A 14314-nucleotide genomic window follows, 5' to 3' on the forward strand; every position below is an offset into this window, starting at 1 on the left:
AGAGAACCGGCATATCTGCCGAGGTTTTGGACGCGATACCCCATCATCACGAGTTTCTCGACGGAAGCGGCTATCTCGCTGCTATCGGACGATCTGAACGCGAAGGATGACCTCGACCGAAGGGCTGCCTCACCATGAACGAGAGATCATCGCTCAGAAAGCGATTGATATCATTCAGTCAGATTGTGCAGCCGCGTGAAACATCACTGTCAATATGGTCATGTGCATTAGGGTCGCAGACCGCAATCTCAGCGTCGCCAGTTTCGTTCATGAATGTATGCGCCCAGCAGTTGATGAGATGCGACGGTTTGCTGCGCGATAGTTGTTGCGCTCGGCTGATATCAAAGATTTATGGAGGTCCGCGAACGGAGGCGCAAAACATCGAGCCTTAAAGCTCGGTTCGTTATCGACAGCGGTCGAGCGGCACATCGCGTGAAATCAACCACCGGCTGCGACACCGGAGCCCCACTCCCGCTCAATAAGAGCAAAAGAGTGTAGATCTCAATGTAAATGGCGGCTTAGCGCCGACTGTGTTGAAAAAGTCCCCAGTTGAAGCGGGGCGCCATCACTGATTCAATCTCGATATCGTCGGAGGCTGAATCGATGATGGGTCAAAACAGGCAGATCAGGCGGCTCTGTTTTACGAGTTCTCTCTGGAGCGGCACGTACCAGCCACTCACATGCTCAGGAACATTGACCGGTTTGTCGATCTGTCAGTCATTCGGACCGAGTTGGCGCCGTTCTACAGTTCGACCGGCCGACCATCGATTGATCCTGAGCTGCTCGTCCGCATGCTGCTGGTCGGCTACTGCTACGGCATCCGGTCGGAGCGTCGGTTGTGCGAGGAGGTCCACCTCAATCTTGCCTACCGGTGTTTCTGCCGGCTTGGCCTCGACGGCGAGGTGCCGGATCATTCAACCTTCTCGAAGAACAGGCACGGTCGCTTCAGCGATTGCGATCTCCTGCGCAAGCTGTTCGAGGCGGTGGTGCGGCGCTGCATGGCGGAGGGGCTGGTCGATGGAACGGCCTTCGCCGTCGATGTCAGCCTGATCGCTGCCGACGCCAACAAGCAGCGTTCATCTGCAGGGACCGACGACCATGATTGGAAAGCGCTTGCCCGGGCGCGGCGATCCGTCCGCGAGTACCTCGACACGCTGGACGAAGCGGCCTGGGGGGCGGCGAGCGAGACGGTGCCGAAGTTCGTCTCTCGGTCCGATCCGGCCGCGCAATGGACCGGGGCTCACAAAGGCCACGCCTTCTTTGCCTACGCCGACAATTACCTGATCGATCTGAAGGCTGCGGTCATCGTCGATGTCGAGGCGACACGCGCCATTCGACAGGCTGAGGTCGGTGCGGCCCGCACGATGATTGAACGTACCGAGAAATGCTTCGGCGTCCATCCCGAGCGTCTGGCTGCCGACAGCGCGTATGGCTCAGCCGACATGCTGGGGTGGCTGGTCAATGAGCGCGCGATCGAGCCGCATATACCTGTGTTTGACAAGTCTGCTCGCGAGGATGGGACATTCGCCCGCGACGACTTTGCCTACGATCGGGAGGCTGACATCTATCGCTGCCCGGCGGGCAAGGTACTGACTTCAACCGGGACGCTGGTGAATGACAGAGCGACGCTTCTTTATCGCGCCAGCAAGCGAGACTGCGACATCTGTGAGCTCAAACCACGGTGTTGTCCAAAAATGCCAGCCCGCAAGGTGCCACGTTCGATCTATGAGAGCGCCCGAGATGTGGCGCGTGGGATCGCCAGGACCGAGGCCTATGTGACCTCGAGGCGGGAGCGCAAGAAGATCGAGATGTTGTTCGCGCATCTAAAGCGCATCTTGCGCCTCGATCGGCTCAGGCTGCGAGGCCCGTGCGGCGCTCGCGACGAGTTCCTGCTCGCCGCCACCGCTCAGAACCTTAGAAAGCTGGCAAAACTGATCCCGCCACCGGCTCCGATGTCCATCTGAACTGGACAGACACTTGCACGCCGCCCCCGCGCCGGTAGCCAATTCGCTGACTTCTTCAACACAATCCGCCAAGAGCCGACATCACCCAGCGGTCGAGACGGAAATCAGAATGCACCTGCTAATGTCACGCGCAATGCGAGGGGCTCGACGGGATGTAAAACACGATCCATGATGCCGACTTGGCACACCGCAGCTGGGGCTGTAGGCGCACCGCCACCCGGCGGGAAGCATGCGGCGAATAGCGAGTCGGTCTTCAGCAGCGATCCGTAAGCGTAAGTGATTTGGTCGGATTTACTATTGAGGAGGTTGAAGGCATCGAGCTGCAGGCGCCAGCCATTGTCAAAGCGATATCCCACCTGACCGTTGAGCAAACCCGTTGCCGGTGAGATAAACGCGGCATCTTCGGTCAGCGGGCGCGGACCGAAATAGCGATAGCGAAGCGCGCCAAACCAGCCCTTGGCTTCGCCAAGCCGGAAGCCAGCAGAGGCGATCATATTGGGCGCGCCAGGGATGTAGTTGCCGGGCGCATTGCCTATCTGCGAGGCGGGATAGCCGTCGAGCTCGCCATAGGCTGCAGCCTGATCGGCATTGCTGCCGCGGAAACGCGCCCGCGTCATCGCGAGATCCGCCTCGATCGCGAGCCAAGATGTCGGCTTGTAGTCATTGGTCCATTCGAAACCGACGCGCCGGCTCGGCCGACTAGCTTCGGTGTCGCCGGCATCGCCGACGAACAGGATTTCCGACGCCGATTCCAGCGTAAACAAAGCGATCGAACTGGTGAGACCCGGAATGAGTTTCGTACGCAGGCCGACCTCGGCACCGCGCGTCTTGACGAGGAACGGTGACGAATCCACCGGCGAGCCATCGCCTGGCGACTCCCGGATGGTGACGCCACGTGCGTCGTTGCTATGAAAACCTTCGCCGGCATTGACGAACAGTTCGGTCTTAGCGAACGGACCGAAGACGAGGCCCGCTTTTGGGCTGCCAATGGTGGCATTAGCGGTGCCGGAATTGGCTGCGAGGAATAGCGAATTGACGGTCGTGTTGTAGTAATCGCCGCGCCAGCCGACATTGCTGCGCAGCCAATCGGTCCACCAAGTGGTGTTCTGCACAAAGATGCCGACGCTGCCTTCCTTCACGAGATCACTGCGCGTGTTGGACAGGAACTGGCGACGTACGGTGTTGCCCAGCGCGACATTGATGTCGTCATAGCGGCTCTGCACGCCGATCTCGGTTTCGGTGCGGAAGCCGCCGAGATAACCTTTGAACGTATGCGACGCGTTGACGCCACCGAGCAAGCGGCTGTCATATTGATGAAACTGGTCGCCGTTTTCGGGATCGTTGAGGAAGAACGTGAAGTTATTCCAGAGGTTGAGCTTGCTCTTGATCGCGTAGAAATCGACCTTTGTCGCGCCCGTGCTGTCGGTGTCGCGATAGCGGCCGGAAATCGAAAAACGCTCGGAATTGCCGCCGTCGGTCGGATCGAGTGCGCCATAAAGACCGATCTGGCCTGAGGTGATGGCGCGCAACGGAACCTGGTCCGTTGAATTCCAGCGATTGGCATAGGCCATGCCGGTCAGCGAGAAGCCGTTCTCCGCCGTACCCTGGCTGTAGCGGACAACAGCGTTGATCTTCTTGAGCTTGTCCGGATCGTCCCACGGCCCGTTATAGGTATTGGCTTCGGCGGCGACGAGCAGGTTGCCATCGCCGGCCTTGCCAGAGGCGACGCCGAAGGCGCGGTTGTAACCGAAGCTGCCGGTGGTGATCGACGCCATGGTCCTGGCGACGCTGTCGATCAAGCTGACATGAATGGCGCCGACCGAAGAGAAGTCACCTTCGTCAGCGAAATACGGACCCTTGCGGACATTGACCACGCTGATCAGTTCCGGAATCAGGAAGTTCATGTCGGCGTAGCCCTGGCCGTGGCCATGGCTACGCATGTTGACCGGCATGCCATCGACGGAGATAGCGAGATCGGTCCCGTGATCGAGGTTCACCCCGCGAAGAAAATACTGGTTGGCTTTCCCGTCGCCGGAATGCTGGGTGATGATCAGGCCCGGTGCGACTTCGAGCGCTTCGGCGGGACGCGACAGCGGCCGCGCATTGACGTCGGCGCCGCTGATGTTCTTTTCACTGGCCGCGCCGACCGGGAGCTGCGCGACATTGGCGCCGGGATTGGAGCTGCCGACACCGGTCGCGACAGCGACAGGCGCAGCGGCGCGCGGCGCGACACGGCGCCCCAGCGTGGCCGATGGCCGCTGCTTGGCAGGTGCCGATACCCGCGGCTTCGGTGCATCGACCTCGACCGGGGCGAGCGTCGTGCTACCTGCGCCCTGCGCGGCAACCTCGGTCGAGACGGCCAGCACAGCGACGACGACCAGCGACAGATCACGCGATATCCGATTCATTACAAGCCGTCCCAGCGATTACAGGTGTTGACGGCACATCACGGACACTCCCCGTCGCACCGCCCGGCGGGTTATGCTGCACCCCAACACATGCAGAAAAACTGGCAGGCGAGTATGATGATGTCAATCAATCATCATACTTTTCCGGAGACAAACATGCAGCGCATAACGATCACGCTCGACGATGATCTAATGGATGACCTCGATGCGTTGATCGCCGAACGTGGCTATCAGAACCGCTCGGAAGCGATCCGCGACCTCACCCGTTCTGGCATGCAGCAGGCTGCACAAGAGCAAGGCAAGTCGGGCAACTGCGTGGCCGCACTGGTTTACGTCTATGACCACGCCCAGCGCGACCTGTCACGCCGGCTGGTGGACACTTATCACCACCACCACGACCTCTCGCTGGCGACGCTGCATGTGCATCTCGACGACGACAACTGCATGGAAATGACAGCCTTACGGGGACCAAACAAAGACGTACAGCATTTTGCCGATCACATCATCGCCGAGCGAGGCGTACGCTACGGCCGATTGTGGATGATGCCGAGTTCAAAAAAATAAGCGCAGGCGGTTATGTCCGCTTTGCGCCAGCAGACGACATCGGAGGCCGAGCAAAAGCTGCGGGTCACTGCAACTATTTGCAGCCGCCCCGCGGATTAGAGGCAGTATGCTAACTAGTCGGTGTGATGAGTTCGGCGGCAGCATTGATGGCTGCGACATATCCGTAAGGCCCGAGGCCGCAGATGACCGCTGTCGCCGCTTGGGACAAAACCGAGTGCCGGTGATACTTGTCGCGCGCATGAATGTTAGAAATGTGCAACTCGATGATCGGCTTTCCTAGTGCCTTTAGTGCATCGAGGATTGCGATAGAGGTGAAAGAATAGCCTGCAGGATTGATGATCAACGCGTCGGCATCTTGCCGCGCAGATTGGATGAGGTCTACCAACGCGCCCTCATGGTTAGATTGATGGAACGAAATTTTCACACCGGCCCTGCCCGCCTGCGCCTCGCAACTCGCTCGGATCTGCTCGAGCGTCGTGGTCCCGTAGATGTGCGGCTCACGCACACCCAGTAAGTTCAGGTTCGGACCGTTCAAAATCATCACACGGTTCATTTTCAGATCCTTTCGTCAACCGCCGAGCCACTTCGCAGGCACCAGAACAAGTGAAGGAAACAGGGTCAGCAACGCCAGCACGACCAGTTGGGCGGCCATGAAAGGCCAGACGCCGCGCATAATCTCGTCCATGCTGACCTTGGACACACCGCACACCACGTTTAGGACGACCCCGACCGGCGGCGTGATCAACCCGATCGCGTTGTTGATGATGAACAGCACACCGAAATAGACCGGATCGATCCCGGCCGCCTTGACGATGGGCATAAGCACCGGCGTCAGGATCAGGATGGTCGGTGTCATGTCCAGCGCCGTGCCGACAATGACGACGATGATCATCAGCACGATCATGAGAAGGGTCTGGTTGCCCATAAAGGGACGCGCCAGTTCGATGATTTGCGATGAGATTTCGGCCACCGTGATCAGCCACGACGAGACCAGCGCAGCCGCAACCAGAAACATGACGACGGCGGTGATCTGCGCCGAGCTGATGAGGATTTGCATCAGTTGTGACGGCTTCAGTTCGCGGTAGACGAATGTGGCGACGATGAACGAATAGACCGCGACAACGACTGCAGCCTCCGTCGGCGTGAAGATGCCGAAACGCAGGCCGACGACGATGATCATCGGCAGCATCAACGCCCAGAAGCCATCGATCAGAGCCCGGAAGATCTGCGAAAGGCTTTGGCGCGGGGGGCTCACCGAATTCTCGTTGCGGGCCACCCACCACCAAGCAAAACACAAGCTGACGCCGAGCATCAGGCCCGGAAAGACGCCTGCAAGAAACAGCTTCGAAATCGAGACACCGCCGGCAACGCCGAAGATCACAAACCCGATCGATGGCGGAATGACCGGCGCGATGATGCCGCCCGCAGCCACAAGACCTGCAGCCGACGCGCGATTGTGCCCGGCCGCCACCATCATCGGCACCAGGAGCGCGCCCAGCGCTGCAGCATCGGCGACGGCCGATCCGGACAGCGATGCCAGGATGCATGACGTCAGGATGGCGACGTAACCAAGGCCGCCGCGCAGGTGGCCGACCAGCGCGATGGCGAAATTCAGGATGCGCCGCGCAAGGCCGCCGACATTCATGATCTCGCCTGCGAGGATGAAGAACGGCACCGCCATCAGCGGAAAGGAATCAACACCGTTGATGACATTCTGGGCAATGATCTGGGAGTCATAGATGTCGAGCGATGTCATCAATGCGACGCCACAGATGATCAATGCGAATGCGATCGGCATCCCGATCGCCATGGCGCCGAGCAGCGAAAAGATAAAGATACTGATGGTCATCGGCGTTCGCTCTCGCTGGCCTTGATCGCCGCGTTAGGATGGTCTTCGGATTCGCTGACGGCGATCAGATCGGCATTGGCCAATTGCCCGGTGACCAGAAGGTACAGGTCGTGAAGCAGCATCGGGATCGCCGCAACGCCAAAGACCAGACCGGATGCATAGAATAGCCCGACCGGCAGCCCCGAGGCCGGGGCGATCGTATCCCAGTTCAGTAATGTCTGTTTCCATGCCCCTTCGGAGAGAAGAGCGGCGGCATAGAGCATCAGGCCGTGGCTCACCACGAAGCAGACCTTGCGGCCCAATGGCGGGAGCATCTTCACTAGGGTATCGACACCCAGATGCGCATGCTCGCGAAGGCCGACAATGGCGCCGAGAAACACCATCCAGACAAACAGCCAGCGCGAGACCTCTTCGGAAACGGCGATACCGGAATTGAACAGGTAGCGAAGGACGACGTTGCCGAAGACCAGGACCACCATGGCGGCGAGCAATGCGGCCATGATGATCTTGATGGTCCAGTAGTAAGATTCGATGATCCTGCTGGTCATGGATTCAGGCGAGACGGTCACTGGATTTTCCCGAGGTGAAGCGCGGCTTTCATTGACCGCTCAATCCTTCTGAATGCGGTCGAGCTCGGTATTGAACAGCTTGACGATCGCCGGATCGTATTCGGCTGAGAATTTCTGCGCGATCGGCTTCGTCTTCTCGCGCATCTTCGCGAGTTCTACGGGCGCGATCTCATTGATCTCCATACCCTTGGTCTTCAGCTCGGAGATCGCCGCCTGCGCTTGCTCGCGGCTGACCTTCCTCTGGTAGTCACGTGCCTCGTTGGCCGCGTCCTGCAGAATGGTCTGCTCTTCCTTGGACAGCTTGTCCCAGAACACCTTGCTCACCAGGATGATGTTGGTCGAATAGGTGTGGTTGGTCACGCTGAGATACTTCTGTACCTCGTAGAACTTGTTCGACAGGATCACCGAGAACGGATTCTCCTGGCCGTCCACAGTCCGGGTCTCGAGCGCCGTGTAGAGCTCCGAGAAGCTCATCGGCACGGGATTGGCATTGAACGCCTTAAACGTCTCCAGATAGACCGGGTTCGGGATCACACGAAGCTTGATGCCGTCGAGGTCCTCGCCCTTCGTGATCGCACGACGGCTGTTGGTGACGTTCCGGAAGCCGAGATCCCAGTAACCGAGACCGATCAGCCCTTTCTCCGGCAATTTGGCGAGCAGCGCCGAGCCAAGCGGACCGTCGAGCAATGCATCGGCCTGCTTCGACGTCGAGACGATGAACGGGAAATCGACGAGGCCATAGTCCTTGACGATACCCACCAGAGACGTCGTCGCCGGCGACTGCATTTCTTGCGTCCCGGCCCGCAACGCAGACTGCTGCTGCATCTCGGAGCCGAGCTGATTGGCCGGGTATTCGCGGACTTTCAGCTTGCCGCCGCTCTTGGCCGCAACAAGCTCGGTGAACTTCTGGACGCCCTTGCTGACCGGGTGATCGGTGTTGTTCAGGTGCCCCCACCGGATCGTGCGCTCCTGCACTTGCGCTGCGGCGGGACTGGACACCGCTGCAAGCGCGGCAAAGGCGGCAACTCCGATCGCAATTCTCGGAAACATGACCATTTTCGCTCTCCCCGATTGATATTTTGCTTGTTGGCGAGGAACGTGATGTAGGGTGAAACAAAAATCAACTGATATTTTTGATTCCACCATATGATTTGCGAAAGAGCTGTCGGCTGCTATAGAGGGGCATCAAAGAGGATCTCGATGCTGGACCCCACAAACACAGACCGCTCGGCCGAGACGGTCGGTGACCACGCCTACCGCCGGATCCGGAATGACGTGATCTTCGGCAACCTGCTTCCGGGCCAGAAACTGAAACTCGAGAAGATGAGCACGGTTTACGGCACCAGCATCAGCACGCTGCGCGAGTCACTCAACAGGCTCGGTTCGGAAGGCTTCGTGGTTGCCGAGGGGCAACGCGGCTTCGAAGTCTCCCCCATCAGCGCCGCCGAATTCCAGCAGGTGGCCGAATTGCGCGAACTGCTGGAGGGATACGCCATCGAGCAATCCTTCAAGGTGGGCGATCTGGATTGGGAAGCCCTCGTCGTGTCGGCTCACCATAAACTTTCCGCCATGGAACGGGCCATGCTCGCGGGCGAGAAGGCGCAGACGGAATTCTGGAAGCAGTGCGATTGGCAATTCCACCGCGCATTGACGGCCGCGTGCGGATCGCGCGTCCTGCTCGACGCACTCGCCGCGACCTATGACAAATACCTGCGCTACCAGATGCTGGCGGTCGTCTTCCGCGGCGAGATCGCAGCGGAACAGCACAAGGAATTGATGAATGCCGCGCTCGCCAGGGACGCCAGGAAGGCGCGAGCGCTGCTCCATGCGCACATCCAGGGATGCGTCGAGCATGCGCTCAAGAATTCCGACTGGCTGATACAGCCTGCACTCAAGAACGCGCCGTCAATCAAGGCTTCGGGCCGAAAGCGCGCATGACCGCAGCCACTATTTCAGGACGTTGCCCCACGTCCCGAGATGCGCAGACTTGAGAAGCGGCGATGCGTGTCTGGCCTGCGCCAATTCGAGCGCTGCCTCGCGCAGAAGGCCGCCGAATGCGAGCATGCGCTCCTCCGTCAGACGCTGCGAAGGCCCGGCGACGATGACGACACCCCTCGCCTTCTCGCCGCTGATCTGAACCGGCGCCGCCATCGCGCTCATCCCGGCCGCATAGACATCGCGGAGCATGCTGTAGCCGCGCTTCCGGCTCTGCTGAAGCATCGTCAGGAGCGCCTTGATTGTCGTCGGCGCCTTCGGGCCGAAATTGGACGGCTGCCCGAAGCCTTGCCGAGCCACCGCCTCCAGGGCATCTTCCTCGTTCAGGGTCATCAGCCAGGCATGGCCGGCGGCGCTGCAGGACAGACGGAGTTCGATCCCCATATCGGGATCGTAGAGAAGCCCGGACTTGGCCCCCTGCGCCTTCGCAACCAGCGTCAGGCGCTCCCCGTCTACGATCGCGAGTCGCACAAGCTCTTCCGTGCTGCGGGCGAGACGCTCGATGATCGGCTGGGCGATATCGACCACGCCCGACTTGCTCAGAAAGCTGAGGCCGAGCGAGGCAAGCTTCGTTGTGAGTGCGTAGTCGCCCTTCAACGGAAGCGCGCGGACATAGCCGTATTTCACGAGCTCCTGCAGCGTCCGATGGCACCCGCTTCGGATCTGGCCGAGGTCGTCGGCAATCGCGGCAAGCGGCGCACCGTCGGGCCGCGCGGACAGATATTCCAGAACTGCCAATGATTTTTCGAGAGAGCCGCTCATTCACCTACCCGCGAGACAGGCCGAAACCTAGCGACACCCCATGCGGCCGTCAATTTTTTGAATGACTTTCATTTTCTGAACGCTATTCATAAAATGATGGACGCATCCCGGTTCTGCAGGTAATGACGCGATGCATCGCCGGATCCAGAGACGCGCAGAGCGTCCACCGGCGCGGGAGGGGAACATGACACGCGGAATCTTGGGCCGGGGTGTATTCGGCAGTCTGACTGGTCTTGCACTGCTGGCTACTGCTGCCGGGGCTCAAGCTCAGGAGCGCACGCTGAAATTCGCCTTCAGCCTCGCCAAGGATCATCCGATCGGGATAGGTGCGCAGAAATTTTCAGACCTCGTCGTCGCGAAGAGCGGTGGCAAGCTCAAGGTCAACCTGTTTCCGAATGCCGTGCTCGGCAGCGATCCACAAAACCTTTCGGCGATCCGCGGCGGTACGCTCGACTTCACCACCATGGCGACCGGACTTCTTGCCGGAATGAACAAGGAGTTCATGGTTTTCGACTTCCCATTCCTGTTCCGGGATTTCAAGGAAGCCTATGCCTTGAGCGACGGCCCGATCGCCAGGAACCTTCTAGGCAAACTGGAGGATCAGGGCGTCGTCGGGCTGGGTATCTGGGATCTCGGTTTCCGCAATATCACGAACAGCAAACGACCGATCAGCCGGCCAGACGACATCGCCGGCCTAAAGCTGCGCGTGATCGCATCGCCGATCTATATCGAAACCTTCAAGGCCCTCGGCGCCAATCCTGTCCCGATGACCTTCGGCGAGGTCTATGGCGCACTGGAAACCCGCGCGATCGACGGCCAGGATAACCCTGTCGCGGTCATTGAGACGGCGAAGTTCGCCGAGGTGCAGAAGTATCTTTCGCTGACCCGTCATCTCTATACGGGCATGCCGCTCCTGATGAGCAAAAAGACCTGGGATTCGCTGTCCGCTGATGAGCGCAAGATCATCCAGTCCGCAGCCGACGAAGCCAAGGCCGAGGAGCGCAAGACGTTGCAGGCGCAGGAGACCGAGGCTGTCGAACGCCTGCGCAAGGCGATGCAGGTCAACGAGGTCTCCGCCGCCGAGCTGGAGCGGATGCGGGAGAAGGTAAAACCTGTCGTGGACAGGTTCGCCTCCGAGATCGGCGAAGGCCTTTCGAAGCAGGTCAGCGACGAACTCGCGCGGCTCCGCGCCAACTGAGGATCTGATCGATGCCGTTGCTCGGATCCGGTGCCGTGGCCATGTGGTGGGATATGTCATCCGCCATGAAGGCGGAGTTCGAAGACTGGCATTCGCACGAGCATTTTCCCGAACGGATGGGCATTCCCGGCTTCCGCCGGGGATCGCGATGGGCCGATGCGGCAGGCGGCGACGGCTTCTTCGTGCTGTACGAACTGGACCGGTACGAAACCCTCGCCTCGCCGGGTTACCTGGATCGCCTCAACGCACCGACGCCCTGGTCGACGAAGATGATGCCCCACCATCGCAACATGGTGCGCAGCCAATGCCACGTCACGGACAGTTTTGGGGGCGGGATCGGACAGGCGATGATGACCGTGCGCCTTTCCCCGTCGCCTGGAAACGAGAGCATGCTGCGCTCGCACCTCGCCACGCTTCTGGCTAGGCTTCCAGAGAGACCCGGCCTCACCGGCGCGCACCTTTTGCGGACTGAAACGCCGAAACTCGCCGAGACGACCGAGCAGCGAATCCGCGGGGGAGACGCTGCCGCCGACTGGATCTTGCTGATCTCTGGCTACTCTGCTGAAACGTTGGCGCTTACTGAACGAACCGAGCTTAGCAGCGCATCTCTGGTTGCCGCCGGTTCGCATAACAAGCAGGTCGCGGCGCACTACCGGCTATCACACAGCCTGGCAGGGAGCGACTTGGTCGCGCCTGTGATTATGTGACGGTCGAACCGCGTACGGTGGACGCGGATCTTATCCTTTGGAACCAATACGATTGGCGCATCGACGTAACGCACGTTGGCCGTCTTTGATCGCCAGCTTGTGAACTACCGAAAGAAACTATTGGGACCGCGTATAGTTATGGGCCTGTGTGTTTCAGGAGAAAATCTCGATGAAGAAGATGGCAATTGCAATCGCGGCTGTGGCTATCGGCGCCATGACGTTGAGTGCGCCCGCAGAAGCTCGCGGGTGGCGGCATGGCGGCGGATGGGGAGCTGGTCCTGCGATCGGCTTCGGTCTGGCAGCCGGAGCTCTGGCTCTTGCAGCTTCCGGCCCCGCCTATGGTTATGAACCGGGCTATTACGGCTACGGTCCCCGCTATTACGGTCCGCGATACGGATACTACGGTCCGCGGTACTATCGCCCCGCTTACTATGGGGGTTACTACGCCGGACCGCGATATGCGTGGGGTGGTCCTGGTTACGGTTGGGGCGGCGGCCCGTGGGGCGGTCGGGTCTACCGGACATACGGATACTGGTGATTGAAGATGAGGGCCCGGAAATTCGGGCCCTCACTGTTTGTGGGCGTCGTCCTGACCGGCTTCGTCCTTCTTAAGGTTTCGCGAGCTCCGCCGCTTGCGGTGGTCGCGTTCAGCGCGGTGACCTGCGCGATGATCGTCACGTCGGTATCGATTGGCAACTCCGGATATTCCCCAACGCCCATCTCGCATGGTGATGGGACAACCGGAGCAATCGCGATAACATTTTAATCGCGTAGGCCGCCTTCATCTGATGCCTATCATACCATTTGCGACACGCAGGGAACCACGGTGCCACTGCCAGCGTTTGCTGGCCGTTGTTCATTTACACAAACAGAAATTTGGAGACGACCATGAGCGGTACCACGGATAAGATCAAAGGCCTCGCCAATGAAGCCATCGGAAAGGCCAAGCAGGGCATCGGCGAGATGACCGGATCCGACAAGCTGAAAGCTGAGGGCACCGTTCAGGAAGCCAAGGGCGACGCGCAGCAGGCCATGGGTGATACCAAGAATGCTGCGAAGGACGCAGTAGACAGGACTTCGGCGGCGCTGAAGAAGCCGATCTAGGTCATCGGCGCAGAACGAGGGACATCCGAAACATCGACGGTCCTCGTTCCAATCTCTTATTTTAGGCAGATAACTTGCTGGTATGGCGTCGGAACAAGGTAGATTGAAATCGGCTCCTGCTTCGAGAGCGAAGCCGATCGTCAGAACCCCGCCCGAATTGAGGGATCTCGGCACGGAGGGCTGCGATGGTGGACTCCTTCTTGGAATAATCGCGCTATTCCTGGTGGCCGTCAGTTTGCCGGTCATCATGGGCATATGACGATCCTGCTCCCATTCCATGTCGTTCGCTTTCTGTTATTTCCTCACACCGATGCTCCTCTAACCTTGTCCTGGACGGCAAGGCCGACTTTGGTGTGATGTGGCGCAACGCGGGTCTCGCTGCCGAACTGGACTTTCACACCGTCGGCTGGGTCTCCATGCTGTTGGTATGCGGCCGCGACCATCCGTTGTCGCGTGGCGCGGTCAGTTGGGACCACCTGCGTCAACATCGAAAGCTCATGCTCTCAAAACGACGCGAAGGTTTGGAGAAGCATAGCCTGCGTGTGGCGGCTGAGGTGTGGAGAGTGGAGAGCCACAGGGTCATCCTGCAAGTATTGTAGAAAGGGATTGGATGGGCTTTCATCTCGGATCACATCCTTGCGCATTCCCCGCTTGTGACCGACCCTCATCACGTCGTCGCTGGCTTTCGATGAAGGCAAGCAGCCGGTCGCGCTGGATTTGATCTGGCACAAGCAACGTCCAGCCGGTGCAGCCACCAAATGGCTGAAAGAAATTTTCCCGACCACCCGGCTCGCATTGTAGTCGCACGATTGTCGACGCCGCATCGATCTCACCAGGGGCCAGCAACGAGTTCCCGTCAGCGACTGCGCTGCTGACAGCGACACATGTGCACTGAGCGCCGCAAGTCCTCGCATGACCTCGCACAATCAGTGGCGCAGATTGCGCCCGGCTTGAGACAAAGGATGCAGCACCATGTGATGCAAAAGCCGTTTCTCCAGCGGGAAACCGATCACCGCAGCGGGCGCAGCGGGGTTGTCTCGCGTTCCAGCGCCGTACCCGTTGGCTCACCCATCGAGCTTGGTCGTAGCGATTGCCGTCCACCAGGACACTACGACTCGAGTAGCCCCATTTGATGTCCGCATTGCGCCAGAAGGCGCATCACCATGTGATGCGCCTTGGTGCCGTCACTTAGAG

The 14314-nt window shown here is 59.7% G+C and carries 13 protein-coding genes; 7 read left to right on the plus strand and 6 right to left on the minus strand.

What is annotated here, in order from left to right; genetic code table 11:
- The first annotated feature begins 599 nt into the window (after positions 1-599).
- Positions 600-1964 (plus strand): transposase, encoded by a 1365-nt coding sequence (locus ACIQ2A_RS22705; protein ID WP_398483679.1) that lies wholly within the window; start codon positions 600-602, stop codon positions 1962-1964.
- A 104-nt stretch (positions 1965-2068) separates the two neighbouring features.
- Here the strand turns inward: ACIQ2A_RS22705 and ACIQ2A_RS22710 are convergent, their stop codons facing one another.
- Positions 2069-4372 carry a TonB-dependent receptor gene (locus tag ACIQ2A_RS22710; protein ID WP_398483659.1) on the minus strand — a complete coding sequence of 768 codons (2304 nt, stop codon included), beginning with the start codon at positions 4370-4372 and terminating at the stop codon, positions 2069-2071.
- A 156-nt stretch (positions 4373-4528) separates the two neighbouring features.
- Here ACIQ2A_RS22710 and nikR point away from each other — a divergent pair, with 156 nt between their 5' ends.
- Positions 4529-4936, plus strand: coding sequence for a nickel-responsive transcriptional regulator NikR (gene nikR, locus ACIQ2A_RS22715; protein ID WP_398483661.1), 408 nt, complete (start codon positions 4529-4531; stop codon positions 4934-4936).
- A gap of 109 nt (positions 4937-5045) precedes the next feature.
- On the opposite strand, the gene aroQ is transcribed toward nikR, so the two are convergent.
- Genes aroQ through ACIQ2A_RS22735 form a run of 4 tightly spaced genes read right to left on the minus strand, consistent with a single transcriptional unit; the run spans position 5046 to position 8410 of the window.
- Positions 5046-5489 (minus strand): type II 3-dehydroquinate dehydratase, encoded by a 444-nt coding sequence (aroQ, locus tag ACIQ2A_RS22720; RefSeq protein WP_398483663.1) that lies wholly within the window; start codon positions 5487-5489, stop codon positions 5046-5048.
- A gap of 15 nt (positions 5490-5504) precedes the next feature.
- A complete protein-coding gene (locus ACIQ2A_RS22725; protein ID WP_398483665.1) occupies positions 5505-6785 on the minus strand; it encodes a TRAP transporter large permease in 1281 nt (426 codons plus the stop codon).
- A complete protein-coding gene (locus ACIQ2A_RS22730; protein WP_398483681.1) occupies positions 6782-7333 on the minus strand; it encodes a TRAP transporter small permease in 552 nt (183 codons plus the stop codon). The genes ACIQ2A_RS22725 and ACIQ2A_RS22730 overlap by 4 nt, the downstream gene beginning before the upstream one ends.
- Positions 7334-7393: 60 nt before the next feature.
- A complete protein-coding gene (locus ACIQ2A_RS22735) occupies positions 7394-8410 on the minus strand; it encodes a TRAP transporter substrate-binding protein (RefSeq protein ID WP_398483667.1) in 1017 nt (338 codons plus the stop codon).
- A gap of 144 nt (positions 8411-8554) precedes the next feature.
- Here ACIQ2A_RS22735 and ACIQ2A_RS22740 point away from each other — a divergent pair, with 144 nt between their 5' ends.
- On the plus strand, positions 8555-9292 hold the full coding sequence (locus tag ACIQ2A_RS22740) for a GntR family transcriptional regulator (protein WP_398483669.1): 738 nt from the start codon (positions 8555-8557) through the stop codon (positions 9290-9292).
- A 9-nt stretch (positions 9293-9301) separates the two neighbouring features.
- Here ACIQ2A_RS22740 and ACIQ2A_RS22745 read toward each other — a convergent pair whose 3' ends face one another.
- On the minus strand, positions 9302-10111 hold the full coding sequence (locus ACIQ2A_RS22745) for an IclR family transcriptional regulator (RefSeq protein ID WP_398483671.1): 810 nt from the start codon (positions 10109-10111) through the stop codon (positions 9302-9304).
- 130 nt (positions 10112-10241) lie between these two features.
- Here ACIQ2A_RS22745 and ACIQ2A_RS22750 point away from each other — a divergent pair, with 130 nt between their 5' ends.
- From ACIQ2A_RS22750 to ACIQ2A_RS22765, 4 genes are all read left to right on the plus strand, one after another.
- Positions 10242-11309 (plus strand): TRAP transporter substrate-binding protein, encoded by a 1068-nt coding sequence (locus ACIQ2A_RS22750; protein WP_398483673.1) that lies wholly within the window; start codon positions 10242-10244, stop codon positions 11307-11309.
- An 11-nt stretch (positions 11310-11320) separates the two neighbouring features.
- Entirely contained in the window at positions 11321-12016 is a 696-nt protein-coding gene (locus tag ACIQ2A_RS22755; RefSeq protein ID WP_398483675.1) for a hypothetical protein, read from the plus strand.
- 888 nt (positions 12017-12904) lie between these two features.
- The gene (locus ACIQ2A_RS22760) at positions 12905-13120 is read left to right on the plus strand and encodes a CsbD family protein (RefSeq protein ID WP_398483677.1); all 216 of its coding nucleotides are present in this window, start codon (positions 12905-12907) and stop codon (positions 13118-13120) included.
- 356 nt (positions 13121-13476) lie between these two features.
- On the plus strand, positions 13477-13719 hold the full coding sequence (locus ACIQ2A_RS22765) for a hypothetical protein (protein ID WP_398483683.1): 243 nt from the start codon (positions 13477-13479) through the stop codon (positions 13717-13719).
- Positions 13720-14314 lie beyond the last annotated feature (595 nt).

The sequence above is a fragment of the Tardiphaga sp. genome, from assembly GCF_044336785.1.
GTDB lineage: Bacteria > Pseudomonadota > Alphaproteobacteria > Rhizobiales > Xanthobacteraceae > Tardiphaga.

Bases quoted from the DNA above. Each gene is read 5' to 3' on its own strand.
- ACIQ2A_RS22710 (WP_398483659.1), bottom strand. From the start codon at position 4,372: ATGAATCGGATATCGCGTGATCTGTCGCTGGTCGTCGTCGCTGTGCTG.
- nikR (WP_398483661.1), top strand. From the start codon at position 4,529: ATGCAGCGCATAACGATCACGCTCGACGATGATCTAATGGATGACCTC.
- aroQ (WP_398483663.1), bottom strand. From the start codon at position 5,489: ATGAACCGTGTGATGATTTTGAACGGTCCGAACCTGAACTTACTGGGT.
- ACIQ2A_RS22725 (WP_398483665.1), bottom strand. From the start codon at position 6,785: ATGACCATCAGTATCTTTATCTTTTCGCTGCTCGGCGCCATGGCGATC.
- ACIQ2A_RS22730 (WP_398483681.1), bottom strand. From the start codon at position 7,333: ATGACCAGCAGGATCATCGAATCTTACTACTGGACCATCAAGATCATC.
- ACIQ2A_RS22735 (WP_398483667.1), bottom strand. From the start codon at position 8,410: ATGGTCATGTTTCCGAGAATTGCGATCGGAGTTGCCGCCTTTGCCGCG.
- ACIQ2A_RS22740 (WP_398483669.1), top strand. From the start codon at position 8,555: ATGCTGGACCCCACAAACACAGACCGCTCGGCCGAGACGGTCGGTGAC.
- ACIQ2A_RS22745 (WP_398483671.1), bottom strand. From the start codon at position 10,111: ATGAGCGGCTCTCTCGAAAAATCATTGGCAGTTCTGGAATATCTGTCC.
- ACIQ2A_RS22750 (WP_398483673.1), top strand. From the start codon at position 10,242: ATGCATCGCCGGATCCAGAGACGCGCAGAGCGTCCACCGGCGCGGGAG.
- ACIQ2A_RS22755 (WP_398483675.1), top strand. From the start codon at position 11,321: ATGCCGTTGCTCGGATCCGGTGCCGTGGCCATGTGGTGGGATATGTCA.
- ACIQ2A_RS22760 (WP_398483677.1), top strand. From the start codon at position 12,905: ATGAGCGGTACCACGGATAAGATCAAAGGCCTCGCCAATGAAGCCATC.
- ACIQ2A_RS22765 (WP_398483683.1), top strand. From the start codon at position 13,477: ATGTGGCGCAACGCGGGTCTCGCTGCCGAACTGGACTTTCACACCGTC.